Source organism: Mycobacterium sp. TY815 (assembly GCF_030755135.1).
Lineage (GTDB): Bacteria > Actinomycetota > Actinomycetes > Mycobacteriales > Mycobacteriaceae > Mycobacterium.
Window position 1 is genome coordinate 557,938 of sequence record NZ_JAUFRX010000002.1, and the last position, 26,325, is coordinate 584,262.

The 26,325-nt window shown below is 68.1% G+C and carries 19 protein-coding genes and 2 pseudogenes; 14 read left to right on the forward strand and 7 right to left on the reverse strand.

Translation table 11 applies throughout. The features are described from left to right. The first annotated feature begins 5 nt into the window (after positions 1-5). Genes QXK92_RS22240 through QXK92_RS22250 form a run of 3 tightly spaced genes read left to right on the forward strand, consistent with a single transcriptional unit; the run spans position 6 to position 2,400 of the window. A complete protein-coding gene (locus QXK92_RS22240) occupies positions 6-491 on the forward strand; it encodes a RimK/LysX family protein (protein ID WP_306245279.1) in 486 nt (161 codons plus the stop codon). Beyond that, positions 488-1,393, forward strand: coding sequence for a 30S ribosomal protein S6--L-glutamate ligase (gene rimK / locus QXK92_RS22245; protein ID WP_306245281.1), 906 nt, complete (start codon positions 488-490; stop codon positions 1,391-1,393). Before QXK92_RS22240 ends, rimK begins: the two co-directional genes overlap by 4 nt. Then, the gene (locus QXK92_RS22250; protein ID WP_306245282.1) at positions 1,390-2,400 is read left to right on the forward strand and encodes a succinylglutamate desuccinylase/aspartoacylase family protein; all 1,011 of its coding nucleotides are present in this window, start codon (positions 1,390-1,392) and stop codon (positions 2,398-2,400) included. Before rimK ends, QXK92_RS22250 begins: the two co-directional genes overlap by 4 nt. A 40-nt stretch (positions 2,401-2,440) precedes the next feature. On the opposite strand, the gene QXK92_RS22255 is transcribed toward QXK92_RS22250, so the two are convergent. Continuing rightward, positions 2,441-2,932 (reverse strand): carbonic anhydrase, encoded by a 492-nt coding sequence (locus QXK92_RS22255; protein ID WP_306245284.1) that lies wholly within the window; start codon positions 2,930-2,932, stop codon positions 2,441-2,443. A 957-nt stretch (positions 2,933-3,889) separates the two neighbouring features. On the opposite strand from QXK92_RS22255, the pseudogene QXK92_RS34130 reads away from it, so the two are divergent. The 6 genes and pseudogenes from QXK92_RS34130 to QXK92_RS22280 form a co-directional block, all read left to right on the forward strand. Further along, positions 3,890-4,108 (forward strand): annotated as a pseudogene (locus QXK92_RS34130) (PE family protein); the annotation flags it as partial. A 1,509-nt stretch (positions 4,109-5,617) separates the two neighbouring features. Beyond that, a pseudogene (locus QXK92_RS34135) lies at positions 5,618-7,033 on the forward strand (PE family protein); the annotation flags it as partial. 268 nt (positions 7,034-7,301) lie between these two features. Then, positions 7,302-8,279, forward strand: coding sequence for an ABC transporter permease (locus QXK92_RS22265; RefSeq protein ID WP_306245286.1), 978 nt, complete (start codon positions 7,302-7,304; stop codon positions 8,277-8,279). Further along, entirely contained in the window at positions 8,276-9,166 is an 891-nt protein-coding gene (locus QXK92_RS22270; protein WP_306245287.1) for an ABC transporter permease, read from the forward strand. The genes QXK92_RS22265 and QXK92_RS22270 overlap by 4 nt, the downstream gene beginning before the upstream one ends. Further along, complete coding sequence (locus tag QXK92_RS22275; protein WP_306245288.1) at positions 9,163-10,998, forward strand: ABC transporter ATP-binding protein; 1,836 nt, start codon at positions 9,163-9,165, stop codon at positions 10,996-10,998. Before QXK92_RS22270 ends, QXK92_RS22275 begins: the two co-directional genes overlap by 4 nt. Before the next feature lie 25 nt (positions 10,999-11,023). Further along, positions 11,024-12,658, forward strand: a complete 1,635-nt coding sequence (locus QXK92_RS22280) for an ABC transporter family substrate-binding protein (protein WP_306246405.1) — start codon at positions 11,024-11,026, stop codon at positions 12,656-12,658. Here QXK92_RS22280 and QXK92_RS22285 read toward each other — a convergent pair. The 4 genes from QXK92_RS22285 to QXK92_RS22300 all read right to left on the reverse strand — a co-directional run bounded on the left by QXK92_RS22285 (position 12,648) and on the right by QXK92_RS22300 (position 19,391). After that, a complete protein-coding gene (locus QXK92_RS22285; RefSeq protein WP_306245289.1) occupies positions 12,648-13,889 on the reverse strand; it encodes an alpha/beta hydrolase in 1,242 nt (413 codons plus the stop codon). The two genes, QXK92_RS22280 and QXK92_RS22285, sit on opposite strands and share 11 nt — an antisense overlap. Positions 13,890-13,970: 81 nt before the next feature. Further along, positions 13,971-15,551, reverse strand: coding sequence for a GMC family oxidoreductase (locus QXK92_RS22290; protein WP_306245291.1), 1,581 nt, complete (start codon positions 15,549-15,551; stop codon positions 13,971-13,973). A gap of 64 nt (positions 15,552-15,615) precedes the next feature. Beyond that, positions 15,616-18,246 (reverse strand): AAA family ATPase, encoded by a 2,631-nt coding sequence (locus QXK92_RS22295; protein ID WP_306245292.1) that lies wholly within the window; start codon positions 18,244-18,246, stop codon positions 15,616-15,618. Next, positions 18,243-19,391 (reverse strand): exonuclease SbcCD subunit D, encoded by a 1,149-nt coding sequence (locus QXK92_RS22300; RefSeq protein WP_306245294.1) that lies wholly within the window; start codon positions 19,389-19,391, stop codon positions 18,243-18,245. Before QXK92_RS22300 ends, QXK92_RS22295 begins: the two co-directional genes overlap by 4 nt. Before the next feature lie 276 nt (positions 19,392-19,667). On the opposite strand from QXK92_RS22300, the gene QXK92_RS22305 reads away from it, so the two are divergent. After that, entirely contained in the window at positions 19,668-20,144 is a 477-nt protein-coding gene (locus QXK92_RS22305; RefSeq protein WP_306246407.1) for a histidine phosphatase family protein, read from the forward strand. A gap of 7 nt (positions 20,145-20,151) precedes the next feature. On the opposite strand, the gene QXK92_RS22310 is transcribed toward QXK92_RS22305, so the two are convergent. Together QXK92_RS22310 and QXK92_RS22315 are read right to left on the reverse strand one after the other, a co-directional pair. Continuing rightward, a complete protein-coding gene (locus tag QXK92_RS22310) occupies positions 20,152-20,694 on the reverse strand; it encodes a DUF3558 domain-containing protein (RefSeq protein WP_306245296.1) in 543 nt (180 codons plus the stop codon). Continuing rightward, positions 20,691-21,224 carry a DUF3558 domain-containing protein gene (locus tag QXK92_RS22315; RefSeq protein WP_306246408.1) on the reverse strand — a complete coding sequence of 178 codons (534 nt, stop codon included), beginning with the start codon at positions 21,222-21,224 and terminating at the stop codon, positions 20,691-20,693. The genes QXK92_RS22310 and QXK92_RS22315 overlap by 4 nt, the downstream gene beginning before the upstream one ends. A 209-nt stretch (positions 21,225-21,433) precedes the next feature. Between QXK92_RS22315 and QXK92_RS22320 the strand changes: the two genes are divergently transcribed. The 4 genes from QXK92_RS22320 to QXK92_RS22335 all read left to right on the forward strand — a co-directional run bounded on the left by QXK92_RS22320 (position 21,434) and on the right by QXK92_RS22335 (position 26,305). After that, entirely contained in the window at positions 21,434-23,182 is a 1,749-nt protein-coding gene (locus QXK92_RS22320; RefSeq protein WP_306245298.1) for an ABC transporter ATP-binding protein, read from the forward strand. Then, positions 23,179-25,080, forward strand: coding sequence for an ABC transporter ATP-binding protein (locus QXK92_RS22325; RefSeq protein ID WP_306245299.1), 1,902 nt, complete (start codon positions 23,179-23,181; stop codon positions 25,078-25,080). Before QXK92_RS22320 ends, QXK92_RS22325 begins: the two co-directional genes overlap by 4 nt. Positions 25,081-25,160: 80 nt before the next feature. Next, entirely contained in the window at positions 25,161-25,907 is a 747-nt protein-coding gene (locus tag QXK92_RS22330) for an LppX_LprAFG lipoprotein (RefSeq protein ID WP_371934579.1), read from the forward strand. A 29-nt stretch (positions 25,908-25,936) separates the two neighbouring features. Beyond that, positions 25,937-26,305, forward strand: coding sequence for a DUF4189 domain-containing protein (locus tag QXK92_RS22335; RefSeq protein WP_306245303.1), 369 nt, complete (start codon positions 25,937-25,939; stop codon positions 26,303-26,305). Positions 26,306-26,325: the final 20 nt, after the last annotated feature.

Genomic DNA, 26,325 nt, shown 5'->3' on the forward strand with positions numbered 1-26,325 from the left:
GGTCCATGGCGGGCAATATCGATAACGGGGAATGCGCGCTGCTCGGATGGCGCGAGTGGGTGTCGCTTCCCGACCTGGGGATTGAACACATCAAATGCAAGGTGGATACCGGTGCGCGGACCTCCGCGCTGCACGCGTTCTTTGTGGAGCCGCTAGTCGAGAACGGGCGGCGACGGGTGCGATTCGGGATGCGCCCGCTGCAGCATGACGCGAGCGTCGAACGCATCTGCCTCGCCGACGTTTTGGACGAGCGCATGGTCGCGGATTCGGGCGGGCACCGGGAGCGGCGCTTCGTCATCGAAACCACGGTCGAGGTGTTCGGCGAGCGCTTCCTCGCCGAGATCACCCTCACCGACCGAGAAACCATGCGTTTCCGGATGCTGCTCGGGCGAACCGCGCTGCGCGGACGCTTCCACGTCGACCCGGCCCGCTCCTATCTGTCAGGACGACCGCGCCTGGGCGCCGACCGGCTGCCGAAAGAACAATCATGAGAATCGCGATCCTGTCCCGCAATCCGAAGCTGTACTCCACCCGGCGGCTGGTCGAGGCCGCAGAGCAGCGCGGCCACGACGTCGTGGTACTCGATCACCTCAAGTGCTACATGGACATCGCCTCGCACGATCCGGCCGTCCACTACCGCGGCGAGGAGCTCGAGACCTTCGACGCGGTGATTCCCCGGATCGGCGCGTCGGTGACGTTCTACGGTTCGGCGGTGGTGCGTCAGTTCGAGATGATGGGCACGTACTGCCTCAACGAGTCGGTCGCGATCACCCGGTCACGCGACAAGCTGCGCTCGCTGCAGATCCTGGCGCGCGCCGGAATCGGGCTGCCGGTCACCGCCTTCGCGCACTCCACCGACGCCACGTCCGAGCTGATCGAAATCGTCGGTGGCGCGCCGCTGGTGGTCAAGCTGCTGGAGGGCACCCAGGGCAAGGGCACCGTGCTGTGTGAGACCCGTTCTGCGGCCGAGGCGATCATCGAGGCCTTCCGGGGGCTGCAGGCGAACTTCCTGGTTCAGGAGTACATCAAGGAGGCGCACGGCGCGGACCTCCGCTGCTTCGTGATCGGCAACAAGGTGGTCGCGGCGATGAAGCGCCAGGCGAAGCCCGGCGAGTTCCGCTCCAACCTGCACCGCGGCGGCGCTGCCTCGCTGATCCGGCTCACCCCGGAGGAGCGCTCGACCGCGGTGCGCGCCGCGCAGCGCCTGGGCCTGAACGTCTCCGGCGTCGACATCCTGCGCTCCAACCACGGTCCGGTGGTTCTCGAGGTCAATTCGTCGCCCGGCCTCGAAGGCATCGAAGAGGCGACCAAGCGCGACGTCGCCAAGCTCATCATCGAATTCATCGAGAAGCACGCCCGGCACGGCAAGACCAACACCCGGGGTAAAGGTTGAGCACCGACGTGGTGATCGGCGGCGAGTCAATCGCCCCGGGCACGCGCGCCACCATCGAGCTGCCGATCCCGCAGCTCTACACCCACACGCCACTGACCATGCGGGTGCAGGTGGTGCGGGGCCGGCGGGACGGCCCGCGGCTGTTCGTGTGCGCCGCGGTACACGGCGACGAGCTGAATGGAGTCGAGATCATCCGCCGCCTGCTACGCCGGCCGGCGCTGGCGAAGTTGCGCGGAACGCTGATCGCGATCCCGATCGTGAATGTGTATGGGGTGCTTCACCACTCGCGGTATCTTCCCGACCGGCGCGACCTGAACCGCTCGTTCCCCGGCTCGGGGCGGGGGTCGCTGACCGCCAAGCTCGCCGACCGGTTCATGACCGACATCGTCGCCAATTGCACCCACGGGATCGACCTGCACACCGCGGCCATCCATCGCGACAACCTTCCGCAGATACGCGGCAACCTCGACGACCCCGAGACCCTCGCGCTGGCACGCAGCTTCGGGGTGCCGGTACTGATCAACGCCGCGGTCCGCGACGGCTCGCTGCGCGAGGCGGCCGCAGCGTTAGGGATCCCGACGCTGCTCTACGAGGCCGGCGAGGCGCTGCGCTTCGCCGAGCTGGCCATCCGCCCTGGGGTACAGGGCATCGTCAACGTGATGCGTGCGCTCGGCATGCTCCCGTCGTCACGCCGGCACCGCGCCGGCGCCGAGCCGTTCGTGGCGCGCTCGAGCGCCTGGGTGCGCGCGCCGGAGAGCGGCATGTTCCGCGCCGCGAAGCCGCTCGGTGCCCGGGTCGCACGCGGCGAGCAGATCGGCACGATCAGCGATCCCTACGGCGACGCCGAGATCGCGGTGAGCGCGGACCATTCCGGGCTGGTGATCGGGCGGAGCCAGCTGCCCATCGTCCACCAGGGTGATGCGCTGTTCCACGTCGCGCGTTTCGAGCACGTCGTCGAGGTGGCGCAGCATGTAGAGGACTTCCAGGCCGCGCACGACGACGGCTGATCGACGCCGCTTGCGCGCAGGACCCTCGCGAGCAGCCGCGCTATAGGGTGACCTCTTCGAGCTTGCCGGTCGCGACGTCGAAGATGAACCCGCGCAACGACTCGTGCTTGGTGACGAAGGGACTGTTCTCGATCCGGCGCAGCGACTGGCGGACGTCCTCGGCGATGTCCGGGAAGGCCTCGGCCGCCCACGGCGGCTTCACGCCGGTCTCCTCCTGGATGCCGCGCTTGAACTCGTCATCGGTGAAGGTGAGCATGCCGCAGTCGGTGTGGTGGATCAGGATGATCTCTTTGGTCCCCAGCAGCCGCTGGGAGATCGCCAGCGACCGGATGGCGTCGTCGGTGGCCACCCCGCCGGCGTTGCGGATGACGTGCGACTCCCCCTCGTTGATCCCGAGCGCCCGGTACACGTCGAGACGGGCATCCATGCACGCCAGCACCGCGACGTGTTTGCTCGGCGGCAGCGGCAACGGGCCCTGGAAGCTGCTCGCGTAGTTGGCGTTGTTGGCCAGGTAGTCGTCGGTTACGGTCACGCAAGTCTCCCGGATATCGCAGTGCGGAAATTCGCCAGGCAGAGCGAGGCGCGAGGAAGCCTAACAATAGGCACCCAGCGTTTCACTGGTCAAAATCACCGCGCGCATAACGCGCACTCACTGATTCGTCCGTGGACACCGTCCCCCGGGCACTTCGTGCAGATCCGCAGCGATGACCGAACCCCTTTGCCGTCGTGCATGCCATCCAGTCGCGCGTCGGCATATTCACGCCACGGCCGTCCGGGCGTTGCAGGCGGGGCGCAACTCCTCGATCAACATCACCGGTGCCAACCCGAACCGTCCCAGGGGCCGTCCCCGACACCCAGAGATCCTGATTGATCTCAGCTTTTAATCCGATTACTTAGCCGAGTGCCGAAGCTCAGGCGGAAATACGCGGACTGGGGGTCGCTTCGTCGCGGCATGGGACGCAAGCTGATAACTGCCTTGATTTGACGCAGCGTGGGCTGGGATGGGGCAATTTGGATAAATCGAATTGGTATGGCGCATCACATTTTCACCCCAGCCGTGCTTGCATCGCCTTGTGCCGATATGCCACGCGATGATTCGCGCGGTTCAATTCCGGAGGAGGTCCGGCGGCCGCCTCTTGCGCCTCTTCCGCCACCGCGTTGGCGGCAGCTGACCGAGCTGCCGACGTGACCGAAGGCCTGATAGCCACTGCACGCGCCCTCGGTGGACGACGCTGTCAGACCGCCGCCTTCGCCGGATCCGCAACACCGATCGAGGCACGGCGTCATGATTCGCCTCACTGCGGCACAAACGCGCGTCAGATGATGCAAATTTGTGCGCGCCAAAACAAAAAGAATTCGAATTAGGCGAACCCGATTATAACGTTTGCATAACACCACCGTTAGTTGTTCCCTTGTCTGCACCATCTGGATACCCTGGGTCAGCTTGTCTGCCTGCGTTTACCAAACCCAAAAAATGAGGGGTCGCCGAATGTCCTACGTAATCGCCACGCCAGAATTGTTGACATCGGCCGTCGGGGATTTAGCGAATATCGGGAATGCAATCGGACAAGCCGCCGCTTCGGCGGGTGAGCCGACGATTTCAGTACTTACCGCCGCAGCCGATGAGGTGTCGGTCCAGATAGCGGCACTGTTCACCACACACGGTCAGTCTTTCCAGACAGTCAATGCCCAAGCCGCAGCGTTTCACGCGCAATTCGTGGCGGCCTTGCAGTCGAGCGCCAACGGATATGCAAGTGCCGAGGCCGCTTCGCAGAGTCTGCTCGGCGTGGTCAACGCACCTACCCAGGCGTTGCTGGGCCGACCGCTGATCGGCAACGGCGCCAACGGCGCCGCGGGCACCGGCGCGAACGGCGGCGACGGCGGGATCTTGATCGGCAACGGTGGTGCAGGCGGATCGGGTGCTAGTGGCGCCACGGGCGGGGCCGGAGGCCGCGGCGGTGCCGCAGGATTGCTGTTCGGCACGCCCGGCAGCGGCGGTGCGGGCGGCCACGGAGCAGCCGGGTTTGGCGGTGCCGGCGGTCAAGGCGGGGCCGCTGGGCTATTCAGCGTCGGCGGAGTTGGCGGCGCCGGCGGCGTGGGCACCACCGGCGGGACCGGCGGCGCGGGCGGCGTCGGCCTGTTTGGCGACGGCGGAGCTGGCGGCGAAGGAGGGTACAACTTCACCCCTGGCGGCAGCGGCGGAAAGGGCGGCGCCGGCGGGGCGAGCATGTTCGTCGGCAACGGTGGAGCGGGCGGCCTCGGCGGTGGCGGGCAGGCGACCGGCGGCGCGGGCGGGCAGGGCGGCAATGCCGGCGCGTTCTACGGCGATGGCGGCGTTGGCGGCGCCGGCGCTGCCGCCGCCAATGCGCCCGGCACTACCGGCGGAGCCGGTGGTGCCGGCGGCAACGCCGGCTTATTCCACGGCGACGGCGGCTCCGGCGGCGCCGGCGGGGTCGCCGGAGCCGCCGGTGGAGCCGGCGGGTCCGGTGGCAACGCCGCCACGCTCTCCGGCACCGGCGGGACCGGCGGCGCCGGTGGCACCAGCTTCGGCATCGGCGGGGCGGGCGGACTCGGCGGGAAGGCCGGCGCACTGTTCGGCACCGGCGGAGCTGGCGGAGCAGGAGCCTTCGGCCAAGTCAACGGCGGAGCGGGCGGCGCCGGCGGCAACGGCGGCACGCTGCAGGGCGACGGCGGCATTGGCGGCGCCGGTGGTGTCGGCGCCACAGGTGCCGGCGGCAATGGCGGCAGCGGCGGCAATGCCGCAACCCTCTTCGGCACCGGCGGGGACGGTGGACACGGCGGCTTTGGCAATACGAGCGGTGGGGCGGGCGGCCGCGGCGGCAACAGCGGCGGCCTTGCCGGCTCCGGCGGAGCCGGCGGAAACGGCGATAGCGGCGCAGTCAGCGGCGCCGGGGGCGCCGGCGGCAACGCCGTTGGCCTGTTCGGTGACGGCGGCACCGGCGGCAACGGCGGTCTGGCCGGGAGCGGCGGGGGTGGCACCGGCGGGGCCGGCGGCAAGGCCGCGTTGATCGGCAATGGCGGCGACGCCGGCGCTGGTGGCGAAGGTGGCCCCTTTGCCGGAGGTAACGGTGGCCGGGGCGGCGACGCACAACTCATCGGGTTGGGCGGCAACGGAGGCAATGCCGGGCCGGGCACCCCGGCCGGCACTACTGGGGCCAACGGCGCCGCCGGGATCGCCACCTCGAATAAAGCTCTGCTCGATGTCATCAACGCACCCACCCAGGCACTGCTCGGACGCCCACTGATCGGTAATGGCGCCAACGGGGCACCGGGAACCGGTGCCGCGGGCGGAGACGGCGGAATCTTGATGGGCAACGGCGGAGCCGGAGGTTCCGGGGCGATTGGCGTTGACGGTGGGGCTGGGGGCAGGGGCGGATCCGCCGGACTGTTCTCCGGCACGGCTGGGTTCGGCGGCGACGGCGGTACCGGGGCCGGTCTAGGTGGCGCCGGCGGCCAGGGCGGGGCCGGCGGGCTATTCAGCGCCGGCGGCTCCGGCGGGAGCGGCGGAGTTGGTGGCGGCACAGGTGGAGCCGGCGGCAGCGGCGGTAGCGCGCTCTTGGCCCACGGCGGGCACGGCGGCACCGGAGGACCGAGCCTTGGCACCGGCGGTGCCGGTGGAAACGGCGGGGCCAGCCTTATTTCCGGCAACGGCGGGACCGGCGGCGTCGGCGCCCTCGGCGGATCCGGAGCCGGCGGAGCCGGCGGAGCCGGCGGCAACGCCGGTCTGTTGTCCGGTAACGGCGGCGCCGGCGGAACAGGTGGCAGCGCACCCGCCGGCACCGCCGGAGGTGCCGGCGGCCACGGCGGTAACGCCGGCTCGTTCTCCGGCACCGGTGGTGCCGGCGGCAGCGGCGGCGCAGGCCAGACCGTCGGTGGGGCAGGAGGAATCGGCGGTGATGGCGCCGCCCTGTCCGGTACCGGCGGGGCTGGAGGAGCGGGCGGCCTTGGACTTAACACTGGCGGGGTCGGCGGCGCCGGAGGCTCCGCGAACTCATACTTCGGCAGCGGCGGGGCCGGCGGGGCAGGCGGTGTCGGCGTTGGTGCAGGCGGCGGTGCCGCTGGCGGCAACGGTGGCAATGCGGGGACGTTCTATGGCACCGGCGGGGCTGGCGGGGTCGGTGGCGGTGCCACCACCGGCCTCGGCGCGAACGGCGGACGCGGCGGTAACGGCGCCCTGCTCACCGGCAACGGCGGAAGCGGCGGAAGCGGCGGTTACGGCTTAGTCGCTGGCAGCGGCGGCAACGGCGGCGGCAGCGGCATCTACGGGAACGGCGGTGCCGGCGGGAACGGCGGAGTCGGCGGTGTTGGCGGAGTCGGCGGTGCAGGTGGCACAGCCATCGGCCTCCTCGGCGACGGCGGGACCGGGGGCGCCGGGGGCGCCGGCGGCGTCTTGAGCGGCTTCGGCGGCGGCGGCGGGCGGTCCGGACTGTTCGGTGATGGCGGGAACGGGGGCGCGGGCGGGAATGGCATCGGGGCGGTGCCCGGCGGCAAAGGCGGCTTTGGCGGCAACGCCATTGTCCTAGGCACCGGCGGCAACGGAGGAAACGGCGGAACCGGTACGCCGCCAGGTCCGTCCGGCATCAACGGCCCCGACGGGGTGCTGCAGCGGTAGATCAGGACAACCGGACTGCCACCCTGTCGCTCACTGGGCAACCGGGCGGAGTGGGAGGGGGCTACGGCCCCCTCCCACTCCCACGTGTCAGCTTCGGCGGTGGCCAACGGCAGCACGGCCATCCGCCGCCGTGCTACCGCCCTGTGGAAAGCCGCAGGAAGGTTGGGGGCAGGTCTTGCCAACACCGATGCGTTCGTGGACGCGGGCGGCGACAGGCTCTCCGCCGCAGGGATCGTTACCCTGTCCCAATGCGGCAGGGTGGTAGGGCGTGACGCGTTTTCTGCTGCGCCGGCTGGCGAAGTACGTCGTGCTGCTGGCGCTGGCGTCGTTTCTGACCTTCTGCCTCACCTCGGTAGCGTTCTCGCCGCTGGAAAGCCTGATGCAGCGCAGTCCGCGGCCCCCGAAAGCGGTGATCGACGCCAAGGCTCACGACCTCGGCCTTGATCGGCCCATCCCGATCCGGTACGTGAACTGGGTATCCCACGCCGCGCACGGTGATTTCGGCAAGACGATCACCGGCCAGCCCGTCGGCGTCGAGTTGGGACGTCGCATCGGAGTGACCCTGCGATTGCTGCTCGTCGGCTCGGTGCTGGGCACGCTGCTCGGAGTGACGCTCGGAGCATGGGGCGCGATACGCCAGTACCGGCTCAGCGACCGTGTCGTCACCGTCACCGCGCTGCTCATCCTGAGCACGCCGACCTTCGTCATCGCCAACCTGCTGATCATGGGGGCGCTGCGAACCAACTGGGCTTTGGGCGTTCAGCTCTTCGACTACACCGGCGAGACGTCACCGGGTGTGATCGAGGGCAGCTGGGCCGCGGTCGCTGACCGGTTGAAACACTTGATCCTGCCCACGCTGACCCTGACGCTGAGCGCCGCGGCCGGCTACAGCCGCTACCAGCGCAATGCGATGCTGGATGTCCTCGGTCAGGATTTCATCCGCACCGCCCGCGCCAAAGGCCTGACGCGTCGCCGCGCACTGGTCAAACACGGGCTGCGCACCGCGCTGATCCCGATGGCGACGCTGTTCGCCTACAGTGTCGCCGGTCTGGTCGGCGGCGCGGTGTTCGTCGAGAAGATCTTCGGCTGGCACGGCATGGGTGAATGGACCATCCGCGGCATCGCCACCCAGGACACCAACATCATCGCGGCGATCACGCTGTTCTCCGCCGCCGTCACGTTGTTGGCGGGGCTGTTGTCCGACATCCTGTACGCCGCGCTGGACCCACGGGTGCGGGTGTCATGACCGCGGTCGAGACCACCGAATTCACCTCGCGCCGCACGCTGGTGCTGCGCCGGTTCCTGCGCAACCGGTCGGCAGTGGTGGCGCTGGCGTTGCTGGTGCTGCTGTTCATCGGCTGCTACGCGCTGCCACCGCTGCTGCCCTACTCCTACCGCGACCTCGATTTCAACGCGCTGCTGCAACCGCCCAACGCCCGGCATTGGTTGGGCACCAACGCAATCGGCCAGGACATGCTGGCGCAGACGCTGCGCGGAATGCAGAAGTCGATGTTGATCGGCCTCTGCGTGGCGGTGATCTCGACCGGTATCGCCGCCACGGTGGGATCGATCGCCGGCTACTTCAAGGACTGGCGCGACGGGCTGCTGATGTTCGTGGTCGACCTGATGCTGGTGGTGCCCAGTTTCATCCTGATTGCCATCGTCTCACCGCGAACCAGGAACTCGGCCAACATCATGTCGCTGGTGTTGCTGCTGGCCGCCTTCAGCTGGATGGTCAGTTCCCGCATGGTGCGCGGCCTGACCATGAGCCTGCGCGAGCACGACTTCATCCGCGCCGCACGGTATATGGGCGTGTCCAGTCGCAAGATCATCGTCGGCCACGTGCTGCCCAATGTGGCGTCCATCCTGATCATCGACGCCACCCTCAACGTCGGGTTCGCCATTCTGGCCGAAACCGGCTTGAGCTTCCTGGGTTTCGGCGTCCAGCCCCCCGACGTGTCGCTGGGCACCCTGATCGCCGACGGCACCCAGGCCGCCACTACCTTCCCGTGGGTCTTCCTGGTTCCGGCCGGGGTGTTGGTGCTGATCGTGTTGTGCGCCAACCTGACCGGCGACGGGCTGCGGGACGCGCTGGATCCGGGCGCCCGGACCCTGCGACGGGGTGCCGAATGAGTTCGCTGCTGGAAGTCGCCGACCTGGCGGTCACCTTCCCCACCGACGGCGTCCCGGTCACCGCGGTCCGCGGCATCAGCTACCACGTCAACCCAGGCGAAGTGGTGGCGATGGTCGGCGAATCGGGATCGGGCAAGTCGGCCGCGGCGATGGCGGTGATGGGCCTGCTGCCGGAGTACGCGACAGCGAGCGGCTCGGTGCGGCTGCAGGGCACCGAACTGCTGGGGCTGGGCGACGACGGGATGTCGCGGTTTCGCGGCAAGTCGATCGGAATGGTGTTCCAGGACCCCATGTCGGCGCTGACCCCGGTGTATACCGTCGGCGATCAGATCGCCGAGGCGATCCGGGTGCACCAGCATGACGTCGGCAAGAAGGCCGCCCGCGAGCGCGCGGTGGAACTTCTCGAACTGGTCGGTATCTCCCAGCCTGCGCAGCGGGCGCGCGCCTTTCCGCACGAGCTGTCCGGCGGGGAACGGCAACGGGTGGTGATCGCGATGGCGATCGCCAATGACCCGGACCTGCTGATCTGCGACGAACCCACCACCGCGCTGGACGTGACCGTGCAGGCGCAGATCCTCGAGGTACTCAAGAAGGCGCGCGACGTGACCGGCGCAGGTGTCCTCATCATCACCCACGACCTCGGTGTGGTCGCCGAGTTCGCCGACCGGGCTCTGGTGATGTACGCCGGGCGGGTGGTCGAGTCGGCCGGGGTCGGCGACCTCTACCGTGACCGTCAAATGCCCTACACCATCGGATTATTGGGCTCGGTGCCGCGATTGGACGCCCCGCAGGGCACCCGGCTGGTGCCCATCCCCGGCGCGCCGCCGTCGTTGGCGGGGCTGGAGCCGGGGTGCCCGTTCGCGCCGCGCTGTCCGCTGGCCATCGACGAATGCCGTTCGGGCGAGCCAGAATTGACCGAGGTGGGGCCGGAGCATCGGGCGGCCTGCATCCGCACCGACAAGGCCGCCGGGCGCAGCGCGGCCGAGATCTACGATGTCGCCACCGAACAAGCGGTCGCCGCACCCGACCACTCGACCGTCGTCGTGCGGGTGCGGGATCTGGTCAAGACCTATCCCCTGACCAAGGGCGTGGTGCTGCGCCGCACCGTCGGCGAAGTCCGGGCGGTCGACGGCGTCAGCTTCGAACTGCACCAGGGGCGCACGGTGGGCATCGTCGGCGAGTCCGGTTCGGGCAAGTCGACCACGCTGAACCAGATCCTGGAACTCACTGCGCCGCAGTCGGGTTCGATCGAGGTGCTGGGCACCGATGTCAGCACGCTGCGCCCGGCCGGCCGCCGGTCGTTGCGCCGCGATATCCAGGCGGTGTTCCAGGACCCGGTGGCATCGTTGGACCCTCGACTGCCCGTCTCCGAGCTACTGGCCGAACCGTTGCGCGCCAACGGATTCAGCAAAGGCGACAGCAATGCCCGGGTAGCCGAGCTGCTCGACATCGTGGGCCTGCGCCGCGCCGACGCCAACCGTTATCCCGCCGAGTTCTCCGGCGGACAGAAACAGCGCATCGGGATCGCACGCGCCCTGGCCCTGCAGCCCAAGATCCTGGCGCTCGACGAACCCGTGTCGGCCCTCGACGTTTCCATTCAGGCCGGGATCATCAACCTGCTGCTCGACCTGCAGGATCAGTTCGGTCTGTCCTATCTCTTCGTCTCCCACGATCTTTCGGTGGTGAAACATCTGGCGCATCAGGTGGTGGTGATGTTCCGCGGCGCGGTGGTGGAGCAGGGCGAAAGCCGGGAGGTGTTCGGCAATCCGCAACACGAGTACACGCGCCGGCTACTGGGCGCGGTGCCGCAACCCGAGCCGGGCCGTGCGTAGCCGGGCGGGCCGGGTCGCGGTGGCGATGCTGGCGGCGGTGTTGGTGTTGTCCGGGTGCTCGACCGGCGGCCAACTGACACCCGCCGGCCGCGGCGCCGTCGGCACCGCGAGTGACCTCAACCCGCAGAACCCGCAGACCCTGCAAGAGGGCGGCAACCTGCGGCTGGCCCTGATCGACTTTCCACCCAACTTCAATATCCTGCACATCGACGGAAACTCCTCGGAGACCGCCGGGATGATGAAGGCCACGCTACCCAGCGCCTTCACCATCGGGGCCGACGGCTCGGCGACCGTCAACACCAACTACTTCACCAGCGTCGAGCTCACCGGCACCAACCCGCAGGTCATCACCTACACCATCAATCCCAAAGCGGTCTGGTCCGACGGCAGCCCCATCACCTGGCGCGACATCGCCAGTCAGATCCACGCCACCAGCGGCACCGACAGCGCCTTCGAGATCGCCACCACCAATGGCGCCGACCGCGTCGCCTCGGTGACCCGCGGCGTCGACGACCGCCAGGCGATCATGACTTTCGCCAAGCCTTACGCCGAGTGGCGTGGCATGTTCGCCGGCAACGGCATGCTGCTGCCCGAAAGTGTGACCGCCACACCCGAGGCGTTCAACAAAGGCTGGCTCGATGCGCCGGGGGTGACCGCCGGACCGTTCATCATGAGCACGCTGGATCGCGCCAAGCAGCGAATCGTGTTGACCCGCAACCCCAGATGGTGGGGCACCCAGCCGCGGCTGGACTCCATCACCTATCTGGTGCTCGATGACCCGGCCCGGCTGCCGGCGCTGCAGAACAACACGATCGACGCGACCGGGGTCGCCTCGCTCGACCAGCTCATCATCGCCGAACGCACGAAGGGCATCTCGATCAGGCAGGCACCGGCGCCGGTGTGGACGCACTTCACCATGAACGGCGCCAAGGGGTCGATCCTGTCCGACCAGTCGCTGCGCCTGGCGGTCAGCGAAGGGATCGACCGGCGCACCATCGCCAACGTTGCCCTGCACGGACTCACCCGCGACCCGGTGCCGCTGAACAACCACATCTTCGTGGCCGGGCAGGAGGGCTATCAGGACAACAGCATCCCGTACGACCCGCAGCGGGCCGCACGCGAACTCGATGCCCTGGGCTGGAAACTCAATCCTGAGGCCGGGTTCCGCGAGAAGGACGGTCGGCAACTCGTGGTGCGGATGCTGTTCTACGACGCCCAGAGCACCAAAGCGGTCACCCAGATCGCCCAGCACAGCCTCGCCGAGATCGGCGTCAAGCTGGATCTGCAATCACGTTCCGGCAGCGGCTTTTTCCGCGACTACGTCAACGTCGGCGCGTTCGACATCGCGTTGTTCGGCTGGGTGGGCGACGCGTTCCCGTTGTCCGGGCTCACCCAGATCTACGCGTCCAACGGAGACAGCAACTTCGGCAAGATCGGCAGCCCGGAGATCGACGACGCGATCGAGCGGACGTTGAGCGAGCTCGACCCCGGGAAGGCCCGGGCGCTGGCCAACGACGTCGACCGGCTCATCTGGGCCGAAGGATTCAGCCTGCCGCTGATCCAGTCCCCCGGCCCGGTGGCGGTGCGCAGCAAGCTGGCGAACTTCGGCGCCCGCGGGTTGGCGGACCTGGACTACACCGCGATCGGGTTCATGCGCTAACGCGGTGCAGCAGCGGCGGCACCGCCGCCTCCACGGTGGCCGCGACGTCAATTGCCTTCCACAGCACGCGCATCGGCAGCCGGGGCGGCAGCGTGTCCAGCTCCTCGGCGCGTCCGGCCAGCCCGTCGACCTCGCCGCGGCACACCGCCCCGGCGATCGCCAGCGCGGCCGGCTCCCGGAAATCCAGCGCACTGTGCGCCATCGTGGGCAATTGCAGCAGCTGCGCGTTGGGCAGCAGCGACATCGCCCGTTCGGCCACCGCCAGCGGCGTGATCAGGTCACGCCCGCCGGCGATCACCACGGTGGGCCAGTCGAATCTCGGCAGTTCGGCTATCAGATCGTACGGCTCGGCTTCGAATTCGGCTGTCTTGACCAGTGTTTCGCGCACCGCCGCGGCCGGGTCGAGGGGCAGTCCGTCGGGTTCGGCGGCGTAGTCGAGCTCGCGGAAGGCGATGCGGCTCACCAGGTCGGATTCGTACCGGTAGGGCACCTTCTGGTTCACGCTCATGGTGGTGAAGCGAACCAGCGCCCGCCACAACATCCTGCGCCCGGTGAGCAGCAGGTCGAGCTGATGATTGAGCATCGGCGCCCCGCCATAGCCGTACACCGTCGCGGCGACCTGCCCCGCGGACGGGGTCATCACCCCGGCATCGACCAGACGCCGGATCTTGGGCGCCAGCTCCGCGGTGTCGGGGCTGTCGCCGGTCAGCAACACACCCCGGATCGCGTCGCGCACCGCGACGATGTCGCGCGCGGACAGCACGGGTGAGTCCAGGACCATCGCGTGCACCCGCGCGGGATGACGGACACCGACACCCGCGGCGATGTAGCTGCCGTACGAGGAGCCGTAGATGACCGCCGAGTCGACGTGCGCGTCGTCCAGCACGGCAGCGACGTCGTCGACCACCTGCTCGATGGTCATTGCCTCCGGCGGCAGGTCGGCGCCCGCGTCATCGTGGCGCGACATGCCCAGCCCGCGGTGCTCGATCATGATGATGTCCAGACCGGCGGCGGCGGCGCGGCGGCGAAATCCCTGGTAGAGCCGCAGAGATGCCACCCCGGGACCGCCCGGGATGACCACCAGCGGGTGCGCCGACTTGTGGCCGGTGCGGACGTAGAACAGGTCGAATTCCTCGTCGCTGCCGGGGGTTACCGGACGGCGCACCGGCCGCACCCCCGGCCACTTGGCCAGTTTGTCGTGCACCCGGCGCCGTTTGGCGTTCATGGTCATCGGAGGCAGCCCGTCATGCGTGCCATCATGCGTGCCATTGTGCACAGATCAGCAGTGCCCGGCACGTCGGTTGGCTGTGCGTTAGCTGCGGATCAGATCGGCGGCCTTCTCCCCGATCAGCACTGAGGGAGCATGGGTGTGCCCGCGAATGGTGCTGGGCATCACTGAGGCGTCGGCGACCCGGAGGTGGTCGACTCCCCGCACCTTGAGCTGCGGGTCCACCACGCTGGCGTCGTCGCTGCCCATCCGGCAGGTGCCCATCGGGTGGTAGAGGGTGTGCGAGCAGAGATTCAGGGCCTGTTCGAGGGTCGCGTCGTCGAGTTGAGCACAGTTGCGTGGCCGCACCACCGGGCCGAGCACGTCGCGCAGCGAGGGGGCCTGGGCCAGTTCCGCGCAGATGCGCAAACCCACCATCATCGCCTCGCGATCCCGGGGGTCGGAGAGATAACGCGGATCGATGAGCGGCTTGTCGTAGGGATCGCCGGAGCGCAGCGTGATCTGGCCGCGGCTTTCGGGGGCCACCAGGATGGGCCCGAAGACGACGCCGTGCCCGGCCGCGGGCTGCAGCGCCTCGTCGTAAAAGGGCGCCGGGGCGAAGATCAGTTCCAGGTCGGGCAGCTCGAGATCGGGCCGGCTGCGGACGAATCCGTACGCCTCGCCCACATTGGACGTGAGCATGCCGCGCCGCCGCAGCAGGTAGTTGATCAACTGTTTCGGCTTCTCGGCGGCGAACAGGCTGCCGTCGTCGACGTCGAAACCGACGGGCGTCACCAGGTGGTCGATCAGGTTCTGACCCACCTCGGGTGCGTGGTGCACGACCTCGATGCCGTGCTCGTCCAGCTGGTCACGGTCGCCGATGCCGGAGAGCATGAGCAACTGCGGGCTGTTGACGGCTCCGCCGCAGAGCACCACTTCGCGACGGGCGTGCACCACGTGACTGTGGCCGGCGCGCTGGTATTCCACGCCGACTGCGCGGGTGCCCTCGAAGATGATGCGGGTAGCGGTGGCGTCGGTGAGCAGGGTGAGGTTCTTGCGGCTCATCGCCGGCTTGAGGTAGGCGTCGGACGTGCTGAACCGGGCGCCGCGGCGCTGCGTGACTACGGTTTCGCAAAACCCTTCGGGTGATGACGAATTCGGGCGCGCGGCGGGGTAGCCGCACTCGCGTGTGGCGGCCAGCCAGGCCGCGGTCAGAGGGCGGGGACTGCGCTGGCGGGAGATGTGCAGCGGACCGGTGACCCCGCTGTCGTCACCGCTGACGAAGTGCCAGGCCGCGGTGACGTCCTCGATGCGGCGGAAGTATTCCAGCGCGGCGGAGCCCGACCACTGCTCGTCGGCGCGCCGGGCCCATTCGTCGTAGTCCGCGCCGAAACCGCGCACCCACATCATTGCGTTCATCGATGAGCAGCCACCGAGGACTTTCCCACGGGGCCAATAGATTTGGCGTCCGTCGAGCTCGGGTTGGGGTTCGGTGAGGTAATCCCAGTCGACCTCGGTGCGGAACAGCTTGGAGAAGGCGGCGGGGATTCCGATGAATCTGTTGGTGTCGCCCGGCCCGGCTTCCAACGCCACCACCTCGGTGCCCGCATCAGCGGTGAGCCGATTGATCACCACGGCCCCGGCCGAGCCGGTTCCGATCACTACGTAGTCAGGCTGAATGTCCATCGCCCATCCGTGTGCCGCAGATCCTCACCATGGGCCCGAGTGTATTCCCGCGTGACCGCGATCACTATGCGTTCAGATCGATGCGATGCGCACCCGTGACACCGTCGTATCTGGTAGGGCTGCACGTCAACACGATCACCTGTCCGTGCGCACCCACGCTGTCGAACACCTCGCCCATCTTGGCCAACCGATCGGGGTCGGCGAATCCCAGGGCGTCGTCGACGATGACGGGGACGGTGTCCTCCTTGGCGACCAGTGCCGCGCCCGCCAATCGCGCCAGAATTCCGAGTTGCTCTTTGGCGCCGCCCGACAATGACTCATACGGCACGGTGACGCCGCCCAAGGTTCGGTTGAGGATTCGCAGGTCACTGTCGACGTCGATCTCGAACGTCGGACCGAACACCGGGCGCCCGAGCCGCTGCAGTTCGGCGCGATAGGGCTCGACATACCGCTTGCGGGTGTTGTCGCGATGACGGCACATCACCGACCGCAGCAGCTGTGCGGCCCTGGCCCGGTCCCCCACCCGGGCGTGCTGGCTGGTGGCCTGTTCGAGCTCCGTCTCGGCGGCGTCGAGCCTTCCCTTTCTCCCCTCGCTGCGCAATACCGCGAGCTCGATGGTGATCTCCTGCAACGCGGCCTGCACGGCATCGCGGCGCTCGCGCAGCGCCTCGGCCTGCTGCTGCGCCTCGGCGAGTTCGGCGGCGATCCGGTCCGGATTCGCGGCGGCCAGGACCTGGTTCAGCTCGGCCAGACGCAGCTCGGCGGTATGAGCCACATGACGCTCGGCCTCGGCCTTGGCCGCCAGCGCATCGTCGCTCAACGTCGCCCGCTCACCGGCCAGCCTGGTCACAGCGGCATCGAGTTCGGCGCGTTGAGTAGCGGCGTCGTTACCCAATATCGCAGCCCGCGTGCTGATTTCGGCGAGACTGCGCGTGGCGGCTGTCGCGATCTCGCGCCGGTGTTCGCACTCTTTCTGGGCTATCGAGCGAGCCGCCTCAGCGGCCTCGCGTTCGGCCCGGGCGCTACCGGTGTCGGTGGCGAACAGGTCGGGCTCGGCCGGTTGCCCGGCCTGCAACTGCGCCAGCCTGACGCGCAGTTCGGCGGCGTTCTCATCGCCGCACAGCCCGGCCAGCGTCGCGGTGAGGCGGTCGCGGGTACTGCACAGCTCGCGTCGCCGCTGATGAACCAACCGTGCCGCCGCAACGTCCGCCACCCCGCCCGCTTCCAGGGCTGCGGCGAGTTCCTGTTGCGCGGCAACATATCTGGCTCGGACGTCGAGGGCGCTCGTGCCCGGGGTGACTCGGGCGGTCAGCACACCGGCGACCTCCACGTCGGTGGGACCGGTGGCGGTGATCGACCAGCTGTGACCGGCCGGCAGCGGGACTCGCTGATCACCGACGGCAAGTTCGATATCGGCGGTAGCGGTGAATTCCACCACCGCGGAGACCATCTCGAGCTGATCGCCGGCCCGGTCGACGGACGCGGCAGCCTGTTCGATGCGGTGCAGCATCTGGTCGGTCAGCACGATTCCGGAGAGCTCCTGACGGATCGGATCGAGGTCACGTTCGAGTCCGTCGATCTTGGCCAGGCGGGCGCTCACCCGGTCGGCTTCCTCGCGCTCGGCGATTCTGTCGAGGGCCCGGCGCGCAGCTTCGGTGCGCTCCTGCGCCGCGGCCAGAATCGCGACAGCCTCGTGCGCCGCGGCGTCGCAACCCGCGGCTTCACGGGCCGCCGCCGCCTGTTGACTGACGGCCTCTTCGGCTTCGGCGACCAGCGCGGCGATTGTTGCCACACGGGAGTCGATTTCGGCGATCAGTGCGACACGGCCGGCATGCGCGGCGGCTGAGGCGGTGCTGTTTGCGGCGGCAGCGGCAGCGATCAGCGTGGCCTCGCGCACCTCGTCGGTGAGCGCCTTGACGCGATCGGCGGCGGCCAGCGCCGCGGTCAGCCGCGGCCCGGTGGCCGCACACTGGCGGGCCAGCTCGGCCGACTGCCGCGTCAACTCGGCGTGGCGATGCACCCGATCGTCGACCTCGGCCATTGCCTTCGCACACTCCGCCGCCGCGGCTTGGGCGTCTGCCAGACGAGTCCGCGCGGCAGCCCACTCCCCGGTCGGGCGGCCGGTAGCGGTGAAATAGCGCGCATATTCGGCGTCGATCCGCTCGATCAGCAGCGGCTCGGTGCCCGACAGCGCGGCGTCGCCAACCGATTGCGAGGCGGCGACGTCGAGAGCACGCGACAACGCGTCGCAACCCGACAAGTCCACCGCGGCAGTCGACGACGATTGCAGCACCCGCTGCGCGCGCCACAGCCCGGTGTCGACCGTCTCGGCCAATATGGCGCGGACCCGCTCGTGCGCTTCGTCGCCGGTGAGTTGTTCGCGACGCGGCGCCAGCACCGTCAATTCGGTCTCGCACTTCTTGTGGAACCGCTTGCGATAGACGAAACGGTAACGACCACTGCTGATTTCGGCTGTGATCTCCGAGCCGACGTCGGCATTGGCCGGCTTGACCTGCTTGACATCTTTCTTCGTCGAGCGGTCCTTGGATTCCAGCAGCAGATCCAGCGCCTCGATCATCGAGGATTTGCCGATCTCGTTGGCGCCGTAGACCACCACGACGCCGTGATCGGGAAATTCGATCTCGCGGTGGGCGATACCGCGGTAGTTCGCCAGGACCAGCCGGTGCAACTTCATGCCGCACCCCGGTCAGCCAGACGCAGCAGCAAGGCCAGCGCCGCTTGGGCGTCGGCGGCATCGTCGGTTCCCGCACGCGCCGTTGCCACCAACTCCTCGACCGCCGAGGCCGCGAATCCGCCGATGCCGAGGTCGTCGAACTCGCCGTCGGCGGGGATGACGGCCAGATCGGTGTGCCGCTCCCACAGCCCCAGCCAGGCGAACAACCGGGAGTACCTGTCCAGGCAGGCATCGAGCGCCGCGCGGTCGGTGACTTTCAGCGACCCGGTCAATGCCAGGCGCACCACGGTGCGGTCCTTGTCGGGCATCAGGTCCAGATTCACGTCCAGATCGGCGATGCAGCGGCTGGTGTCGACCTGGTTGCGCAACGTCAGGAAACGCCACCGGCCGATGTGCCGGGCCTGGACGCTGACCGGGCGCCGCGGATCGGCCTCGTCGATGTCGACGATCAGCACGTGGCCGGGGTTGGCCTCCACGTCGTCGTAGTTGGTCACCTCCGGTGACCCGGAATACCAGACCCGGCCACTGCCGCCGACCTGGGTGAGCGAATGCTTATCGCCCAGCGCGACGTAGTGGATGACGTTGTCCGACAATGCTTTCTCGACGTTAGCGAGCCGGATTAGCGACGGCTTGTCACGGTCGGGGTCGAGCATGTCCACGCCGCCGTGGGCGACCAGGACCCGGGTGGTGCCGTCGACAGCAAGGCCGTCGAGGACTTCGGCGACCAGATCGGTGGTGGGCGCCTTGGACCGCCACGGCGCCGCGACGATCTGCACACCGGGCCGGATGTCGTGGACGCCGGCCCGGTCCAGCACAACCACGTTGTCCGGGCATTCCGAGGTGAACAGCGCGCCGGTGTAGACCGACGACGCGTCGAGCGGATCGTGATTTCCCGGCAGCAGGTAGACGGGAATACCGATGGCGCGCATGGCTTCCAGGGACTGCCCGATCACCTGCGGCGCGAGCTGGTTGTGCTCGAACACATCGCCGGACACGACGACGAATTCCGCGCCCACCTCCGTGGCCAGCGCGCCGAGGGCCGCCACCGCGTCGCGGCGGGCTGCCGAATAGCGGGGCTGGGCGTCACCGGCAAGGAAGTGGCGGGTCATGCCCAGTTGCCAGTCGGCGGTGTGTAGGAACCGCATGCCGTGACCCCCTTCTCAGTGCGTGGTTGGCGTTGCACCGGGAGTGTATGGCTGGGTGCCGACAAGCCCTGGGAACTCGCGCGGAGGGTCTGGGCCTAGTGAGCGGACGCAACCTCTTGCGTCACTCTTATCCCAGCTGCAACCGCAGGTCGGCACGACCGTGCACAAATGTACGCAGACACGCCGCCGCGGTTGGCATTTTGTGCACCTTCGCCACCGCAGCGACTCGTGACTAGATACCGTGGGCCGGTGGACGAACGGCGCACCTTGATCCTGATGCGACACGGGAAGTCGGCCTACCCCGACGGGGTCCCCGACCACGAGCGACCGTTGGCGCCGCGAGGTGAGCGTGAGGCCGGACTGGCCGGCGACTGGCTGCGCGCCCACGCGCCGGCCATCGACGCCGTGCTGTGCTCGACGGCCACCCGCACCCGAGAAACCCTGGCCTGCACCGGCATCGACGCCCCCGTCCGGTTCGTCGGGCGACTGTACGGCGCAGCGCCCGGCACGGTGATCGACGAGATCAACCGGGTCGACGACGACGTCACCGCCCTGCTGATCGTCGGGCACGAACCGACGACATCGTCGTTGGCGCTCATTCTCGCGGACACCCAGACCAGCAACATCGCTGCGGCGGAAAACATCTCGGAGAAATACCCGACGTCGGCACTCGCGGTGCTGCAGGTGTCGGGAAGCTGGTCGTCAGTGGAACCCGGCAGCGCCGCTCTGATCGACTTCCACGTGCCGCGATAGGGCGGTGCTAGGCGTTGGTCGCCAGGGTCAGCTCCATCAACTTGAGGGCCTGCCCACACGCGTCGATACCGGGCGCCTGCGGATTGATCCACCAGCCGACCACCCCCGCGGCGTCGCTGGCCACGCCACACGCGCCGTTGGGATCGTTGGGCCGCATCACAATCGAGTCGATTCCCTGGATCGAGCGGGTCTCGATCTGATACTTCAACCCCTCGGCGACCTTACGCTCGTTGCTCAAACTGCCCTGTTCGAACCAGAACCGGGTGATGTCGATCAGCCCGGCCGGGTTGGCCGCCTGCCAGCGGCAGATGGCTCCGACGAACGTGCTCTGAATATCGAGCGGATCGGCGCCCACGGTCTTGGCCAGGATGTCGGTGGTCAGGACCTCACATTCCTTGAGCAGGTTCGGATACTGCCGCTCGGAATTGTCGTTGCGCGGCACACCCGCGCCGCCGGCCTTCATGGCCTTGCCGTCGACCGATTTGGAACATCCGGTCAGGACCATCAGTACCGCGATCAGCACCGTCACGGCACGCATCGGCCGGCTCATTTCGAATTCGCTATCGATTGGCGGGCCAGCTCTTTGGCGATATCGCAGGCCGGCGGAAAGGGCTTCTGGCTGAAGCTGACCGACCACTCGATGAAGTCGTCGGAGAATTGGATTCCGACCTCACACAATGAGTCGCCCAGACTCGGTTCATTGCCGACGGCGATGAACCCGCCGTGACCGTTGATGTTGATGTCCTCGACGCTGGCACGCGAGAGTTCCTCGGTTTTGCGTTCCCGACCGATCGGGCTGCCGCGGTACCAGGAGAAGGAGAAGTGCGGTCCCGAGATGCCGCCGCCGGCCAGCCACTGGCAGCCCACGGAGTTCTTGGCGGTGTTGACCAGCCCGGCGATCTTGGTCAGCTGCGTCACCGTCTCGTCGGTGACGCCGCCGCACTGCGGGAAGAAGGGGCCGTGCTTGCCCTCGGCGCCGTTCGACGACGACGGAACTGGCCCGCCGGGCTTGTCGTCGCCGGAATTGGAGCAACCCGTGACTCCACCCAGCAGAGTCACCGAGGCGCCAACGGCCACGATTCGCGCCGCCCACTTACGCCGCACTGGGACCCACCCCATTACCCACCCATCTCTTGGGCCGCTGCCGCTCCACACGATGCACTGTAGCCGCAGCCCTGCTGGTCAACCACCGACACGCCACCTGATCAGGCATTTCGCCACAACGCGCAGGTCCGGCCGGGTCTGTTGGTGCGCAGCACTACATCCACCGGGTGTGACACAGTTACCCCATGCTCCTGGCACTGCTGCGCCAGTACATCCTGCCGTATCGCGCATTCGTGGCGGTGTTGATGGTGCTGCAGTCGATCAGCACCCTGGCTTCGCTGTACCTTCCCACCGTCAACGCCGCGATCATCGACGACGGCGTCTCCAAGGGCGACACGACCACCATCATGCGGTTGGGGGTGGTGATGCTGGTGGTCACCGGCCTGCAGGCGGCGTGTGCGGTCGGTGCCACCTACTTCGGCTCGCGCACCGGAACCGGGTTCGGCCGGGACCTGCGCGCGGCCATGTTCGACCAGGTGCTGCGTTTCTCCGAGCATGAGACGGCCCGCTTCGGGGCGCCGTCACTGTTGACCCGCAGCACCAACGACGTCCGGCAGATCGTGTTCCTGGTGCAGACGAGCGCCACCGTGCTGGTGACCGCGCCGATCATGTGCGTCGGCGGCGTCATCATGGCCATCCACCAGGAGGCGGCGTTGACCTGGCTGTTGCTGGTCAGCGTTCCCGTCATGGCAGCCGCCAACTACTGGATCATTTCGCACATGCTGCCGATGTTCCGCAGCATGCAACGCCTGATCGACGGGATCAACCGGGTTATGCGCGATCAACTCTCCGGTGTGCGGGTGGTCCGGGCGTTCACTCGCGAAGGTTTCGAGCGCGACCGGTTCGCCCGGGCCAACATGGCGCTGTCGAATGCCGCACTGGGCGCCGGCAACTGGCAGGCACTGATGCTGCCGGTGACCACCCTGACCATCAACCTGTCCAGCGTCGCGCTGATCTGGTTCGGCGGTCTGCGCATCGACGCGGGCCAGATGCAGGTCGGATCGCTGATTGCGTTCCTGGCGTATTTCGCCCAGATTCTGATGGCGGTCCTGATGGCGACGATGACGCTGGTGGTCCTGCCGCGGGCGTCGGTGTGCGCCGAACGCATCACCGAAGTGCTGGACACCGAACCCGCGATCACCAGCCCGCCGCAGCCCCGGTTCCCGGCGCATCCGATCCGTGGCCTGGTTCGTCTGGACGGCCTGACCTTCACCTATCCGGGCGCTGATTATCCAGTGCTGCAAAACATCTCATTGACCGCCCGGCCCGGTACCACGACCGCGATCGTCGGCAGCACCGGTTCGGGCAAATCGACGCTGGTGTCGCTGATCTGCCGCCTCTACGACGCCACCGCCGGCACCGTCACGATCGACGGCATCGACGTGCGCGACTATGACACCGAGCGGCTGTGGGCAGCGATCGGTCTGGTACCCCAGCGCGGGTACCTGTTCACCGGCACCGTCGCCGACAACCTGCGCTATGGGGCGGTGCCCGGACAACCCGTCACCGACGAGCAGATTTGGGAGGCGTTGCGCATCGCTGCCGCAGCGGAATTCGTGCGTCCGCACGGGCTGCAGATGCGCGTCGCCCAGGGCGGGATCAACTTCTCCGGCGGCCAGCGTCAGCGGTTGGCGATCGCGCGGGCCGTGATTCGCCGCCCCGCGGTCTACCTGTTCGACGACGCGTTCTCGGCGCTCGATGTGCACACTGACGCCCAGGTGCGCAAGAGTCTGCGCGAGGAGGCCGGCGAGGCGACCATCATCATTGTCACACAAAGGATTTCGACTGCCGCCCAGGCTGACGAGGTGATCGTGGTCGACAAGGGCGGCATCGTCGGCGCAGGCAGCCACGAAGCGTTGCTGACCGGGTGCGCCACCTACGCCGAGTTCGCCGCATCCCAATCGGTGAGCGCCGCAGTGGGAGGCGTGCAGTGAGCGCCCCGATGAGCGCACGCCCCCGCGGCGCGGCCCCGGCGCCGCCCAACATGCGCTCGCGGGACTTCTGGGGATCGGCGCGCCGGCTGCTGGGACGACTGACTCCGCATCGCGGGTTGAGCGTCGCCGTCATCTCGCTCGGGATCGTCGGAACCGCTATCGGCGTGGTCGTGCCCCGAATCCTCGGACACGCAACCGATCTGCTGTTCAACGGCGTGATCGGCCGCCGGCTGCCGCCGGGCATCAGCAAGGCCCAGGCGGTGGCGGCGGCCCGGGCACGCGGTGACAACGCCTTCGCGGACCTGTTGTCCGGGATGAACGTGGTGCCCGGCCATGGAGTGGACTTCGGCGCGGTGGGACGCACCTTGCTGCTGGCACTGGTGCTGTATCTGATTGTCGCCGCGATGCTTTGGGGCCAGGCGCGGCTGCTGAACATCACCGTGCAGCGGACCATCACCAGGTTGCGTGCCGACATGGAGGACAAATTGCACCGCCTGCCGCTGTCCTACTTCGACCGGCAACAGCGCGGCGAGCTGCTCAGCCGGGTCACCAACGACATCGACAACATGCAGACCTCGCTGTCGATGACCATCAGCCAGCTGGTGACGTCGATTCTCACCGTGCTCGGCGTGCTCGTCATGATGGTGTGGATTTCGCCGCTGCTGGCACTGATCACCGTGTTCACGGTTCCGCTCTCCCTGTTGGCAACCCGCGCGATCACCCGCCGTTCCAAGCAGCTGTTCATGGCGCACTGGACCAGCACCGGACGTCTCAACGCCCACATCGAAGAGACCTACAGCGGCTTCACGGTGGTCAAGACGTTCGGCCACCAGGCCGCCGCGCGTGCACAGTTCCACCAGCTCAACGACGATGTCTACCGGGCCAGCTTCGGCGCCCAGTTCTTCTCCGGATTGGTGGCGCCGGCAACGGGTTTCATCGGCAACCTCGGTTACGTCGCGGTCGCCGTCGTCGGTGGCCTGCAGATCGCCGCGGGGCAGATCACGCTGGGCAGCATTCAGGCGTTCATCCAGTACGTGCGGCAGTTCAACACCCCGGTGGGCCAGGTCGCCGGGATGTACAACACCCTGCAGTCCGGGGTGGCCAGCGCGGAGCGGGTGTTCGAGTTGCTCGACGAGCCGGAGGAGCCGGCCGACCGGCAACCCACGCCGGTTTCGCCGGGACCTGGACGGGTCGAGTTCGAGCACGTGAGTTTCGCTTACCGGCCTGACCATCCGGTGATCCACGACCTGTCGCTGGTGGCCGAGCCGGGCAGCACGGTCGCCATCGTGGGTCCGACCGGCGCCGGCAAGACGACGTTGGTGAATCTGCTGATGCGGTTCTACGACGTCGATTCTGGCCGGATACTGATCGACGACGTCGACATCGCGACCCTGAACCGCCAGGCGCTGCGTTCCCGCATCGGCATGGTGCTGCAGGACACCTGGCTGTTCGACGGGACGATCGAGGAGAACATCGCCTACGGTCGCCCCGACGCCAGCCCGGCCGAGATCGTGGCGGCGGCACAGGCGGCGTATGTCGACCGGTTCGTGCACACGCTGCCGGCCGGCTACCAGACTCCGATCAGCGGGGGCGGCGGCAACATCAGCGTCGGCGAGAAACAACTGATCACCATCGCCCGGGCCTTCCTGGCCCGCCCGCAGCTGCTGATCCTGGACGAAGCCACCAGCTCCGTCGACACCCGCACCGAACTGCTGATCGCCCGGGCCACCCGCGAACTTCGTCGCGATCGCACCAGTTTCATTATCGCCCATCGCCTTTCGACTATTCGCGACGCCGATCGCATCGTCGTCGTGCAGGGCGGCAGGATCGCCGAACAAGGCAGTCACACCGAACTACTGGCACGCCGCGGCGCCTACTACGAAATGACCCGGGCCTGAGCCAGACTGCTCAGACGGCTCTCCACATCGACCCCGCCTCACTAAGCTCGGTGGTCGGCCGTCGGGCCAGACAATAGGAGATGTCGATGAAGCCTCGTCTCTACCGGCAACTGATCGCCGCAGTCGCTGTCGCGTTCGCCGTCGTCCTCACCGTCGGTGGATGCGGAAGCAAACCGTCGAACGGCGCCAAGAGTCCCGGCAGCACGGCCAACGCCACCAGTGGAGAGGCGGCGACCCTGCTCAAGCAGGCCGCCGAGGTGATGCGCAAGACCACCGGCATGCACGTCGCCGTCGCAGTCGACGGTGATGTGCCCAACATGCGAGTGACCAAGCTCGACGGCGACGTCTCCAATACGCCACAGACGGTCGCCAGGGGCGTGGCCACGGTACTGGTGGGCAGCAACGCCGAAGAAGCCCAATTCGTCTTCGTCGACGGGCACCTCTACTCCGACCTCGGACAGCCGGGGACGTACACCGACTTCGGCAACGGCGCCTCGATCTACAACGTCTCGGTGCTGCTGGATCCCGACAAAGGCCTGGCCAACCTGCTGGCCAACCTCAGGAACGGTGCCGTGGCCGGCAGCCAGCAGGTGAACGGCGTCGCAACCACCAAGATCACCGGCAACTCGTCAGCGGCCGACATCGCCACACTGGCCGGCACCCGGGTGACCGACGAGACCGTCTCGACGGTGCCGACCACCGTGTGGACCGCGTCGGACGGTTCCTCTCACCTGGTGCAGATCCAAATCTCCCCGACCGCAAACACTTCGGTGACGCTGACCATGTCCGACTGGGGCAAACAGGTCACCGCGACCAAACCCGTCTAGCCCAGGCTCTCGGAAAGGTAGGACTTCCCATGACGACGACCAACCGTCGACGGCGATTGGCGGTCGCCGCCGCCCACGTGGCTGCCGCCGCCGCCCTTGCCATCACGCTGGCGCCCACCGCCGCGGCGGCCGACTCTTACGGTGCGATCGCCTACTCCGCCAACGGTTCCTGGGGACGATCGCACGCCTACCCCACCAAAGCCGCCGCCGAAGCGACAGCCGTGAAGTCCTGCGCCTACCCCGACTGCAAGGTCCTGACCACCTTCACCGCGTGCGGGGCCGTGGCGGCCAAGGACCACGAATACAAGGGCGGCACCGGGGCGGACCTGAGCGCTGCGATGAAAGACGCCTTGAGCAAGCTGCCGGGCGGTTACATCGACACCTGGGCCTGCAACTGAAGCCTCTGGCCGTAGGTCAC

Excerpts from the sequence above, each read along its gene's own strand:
- QXK92_RS22240 (WP_306245279.1), top strand. The coding sequence starts at position 6 with ATGGCGGGCAATATCGATAACGGGGAATGCGCGCTGCTCGGATGGCGC.
- rimK (WP_306245281.1), top strand. The coding sequence starts at position 488 with ATGAGAATCGCGATCCTGTCCCGCAATCCGAAGCTGTACTCCACCCGG.
- QXK92_RS22270 (WP_306245287.1), top strand. The coding sequence starts at position 8,276 with ATGACCGCGGTCGAGACCACCGAATTCACCTCGCGCCGCACGCTGGTG.
- QXK92_RS22275 (WP_306245288.1), top strand. The coding sequence starts at position 9,163 with ATGAGTTCGCTGCTGGAAGTCGCCGACCTGGCGGTCACCTTCCCCACC.
- QXK92_RS22280 (WP_306246405.1), top strand. The coding sequence starts at position 11,024 with ATGCTGGCGGCGGTGTTGGTGTTGTCCGGGTGCTCGACCGGCGGCCAA.
- QXK92_RS22285 (WP_306245289.1), bottom strand. The coding sequence starts at position 13,889 with ATGACCATGAACGCCAAACGGCGCCGGGTGCACGACAAACTGGCCAAG.
- QXK92_RS22290 (WP_306245291.1), bottom strand. The coding sequence starts at position 15,551 with ATGGACATTCAGCCTGACTACGTAGTGATCGGAACCGGCTCGGCCGGG.
- QXK92_RS22295 (WP_306245292.1), bottom strand. The coding sequence starts at position 18,246 with ATGAAGTTGCACCGGCTGGTCCTGGCGAACTACCGCGGTATCGCCCAC.
- QXK92_RS22300 (WP_306245294.1), bottom strand. The coding sequence starts at position 19,391 with ATGCGGTTCCTACACACCGCCGACTGGCAACTGGGCATGACCCGCCAC.
- QXK92_RS22305 (WP_306246407.1), top strand. The coding sequence starts at position 19,668 with ATGCGACACGGGAAGTCGGCCTACCCCGACGGGGTCCCCGACCACGAG.
- QXK92_RS22310 (WP_306245296.1), bottom strand. The coding sequence starts at position 20,694 with ATGAGCCGGCCGATGCGTGCCGTGACGGTGCTGATCGCGGTACTGATG.
- QXK92_RS22320 (WP_306245298.1), top strand. The coding sequence starts at position 21,434 with ATGCTCCTGGCACTGCTGCGCCAGTACATCCTGCCGTATCGCGCATTC.
- QXK92_RS22330 (WP_371934579.1), top strand. The coding sequence starts at position 25,161 with ATGTCGATGAAGCCTCGTCTCTACCGGCAACTGATCGCCGCAGTCGCT.
- QXK92_RS22335 (WP_306245303.1), top strand. The coding sequence starts at position 25,937 with ATGACGACGACCAACCGTCGACGGCGATTGGCGGTCGCCGCCGCCCAC.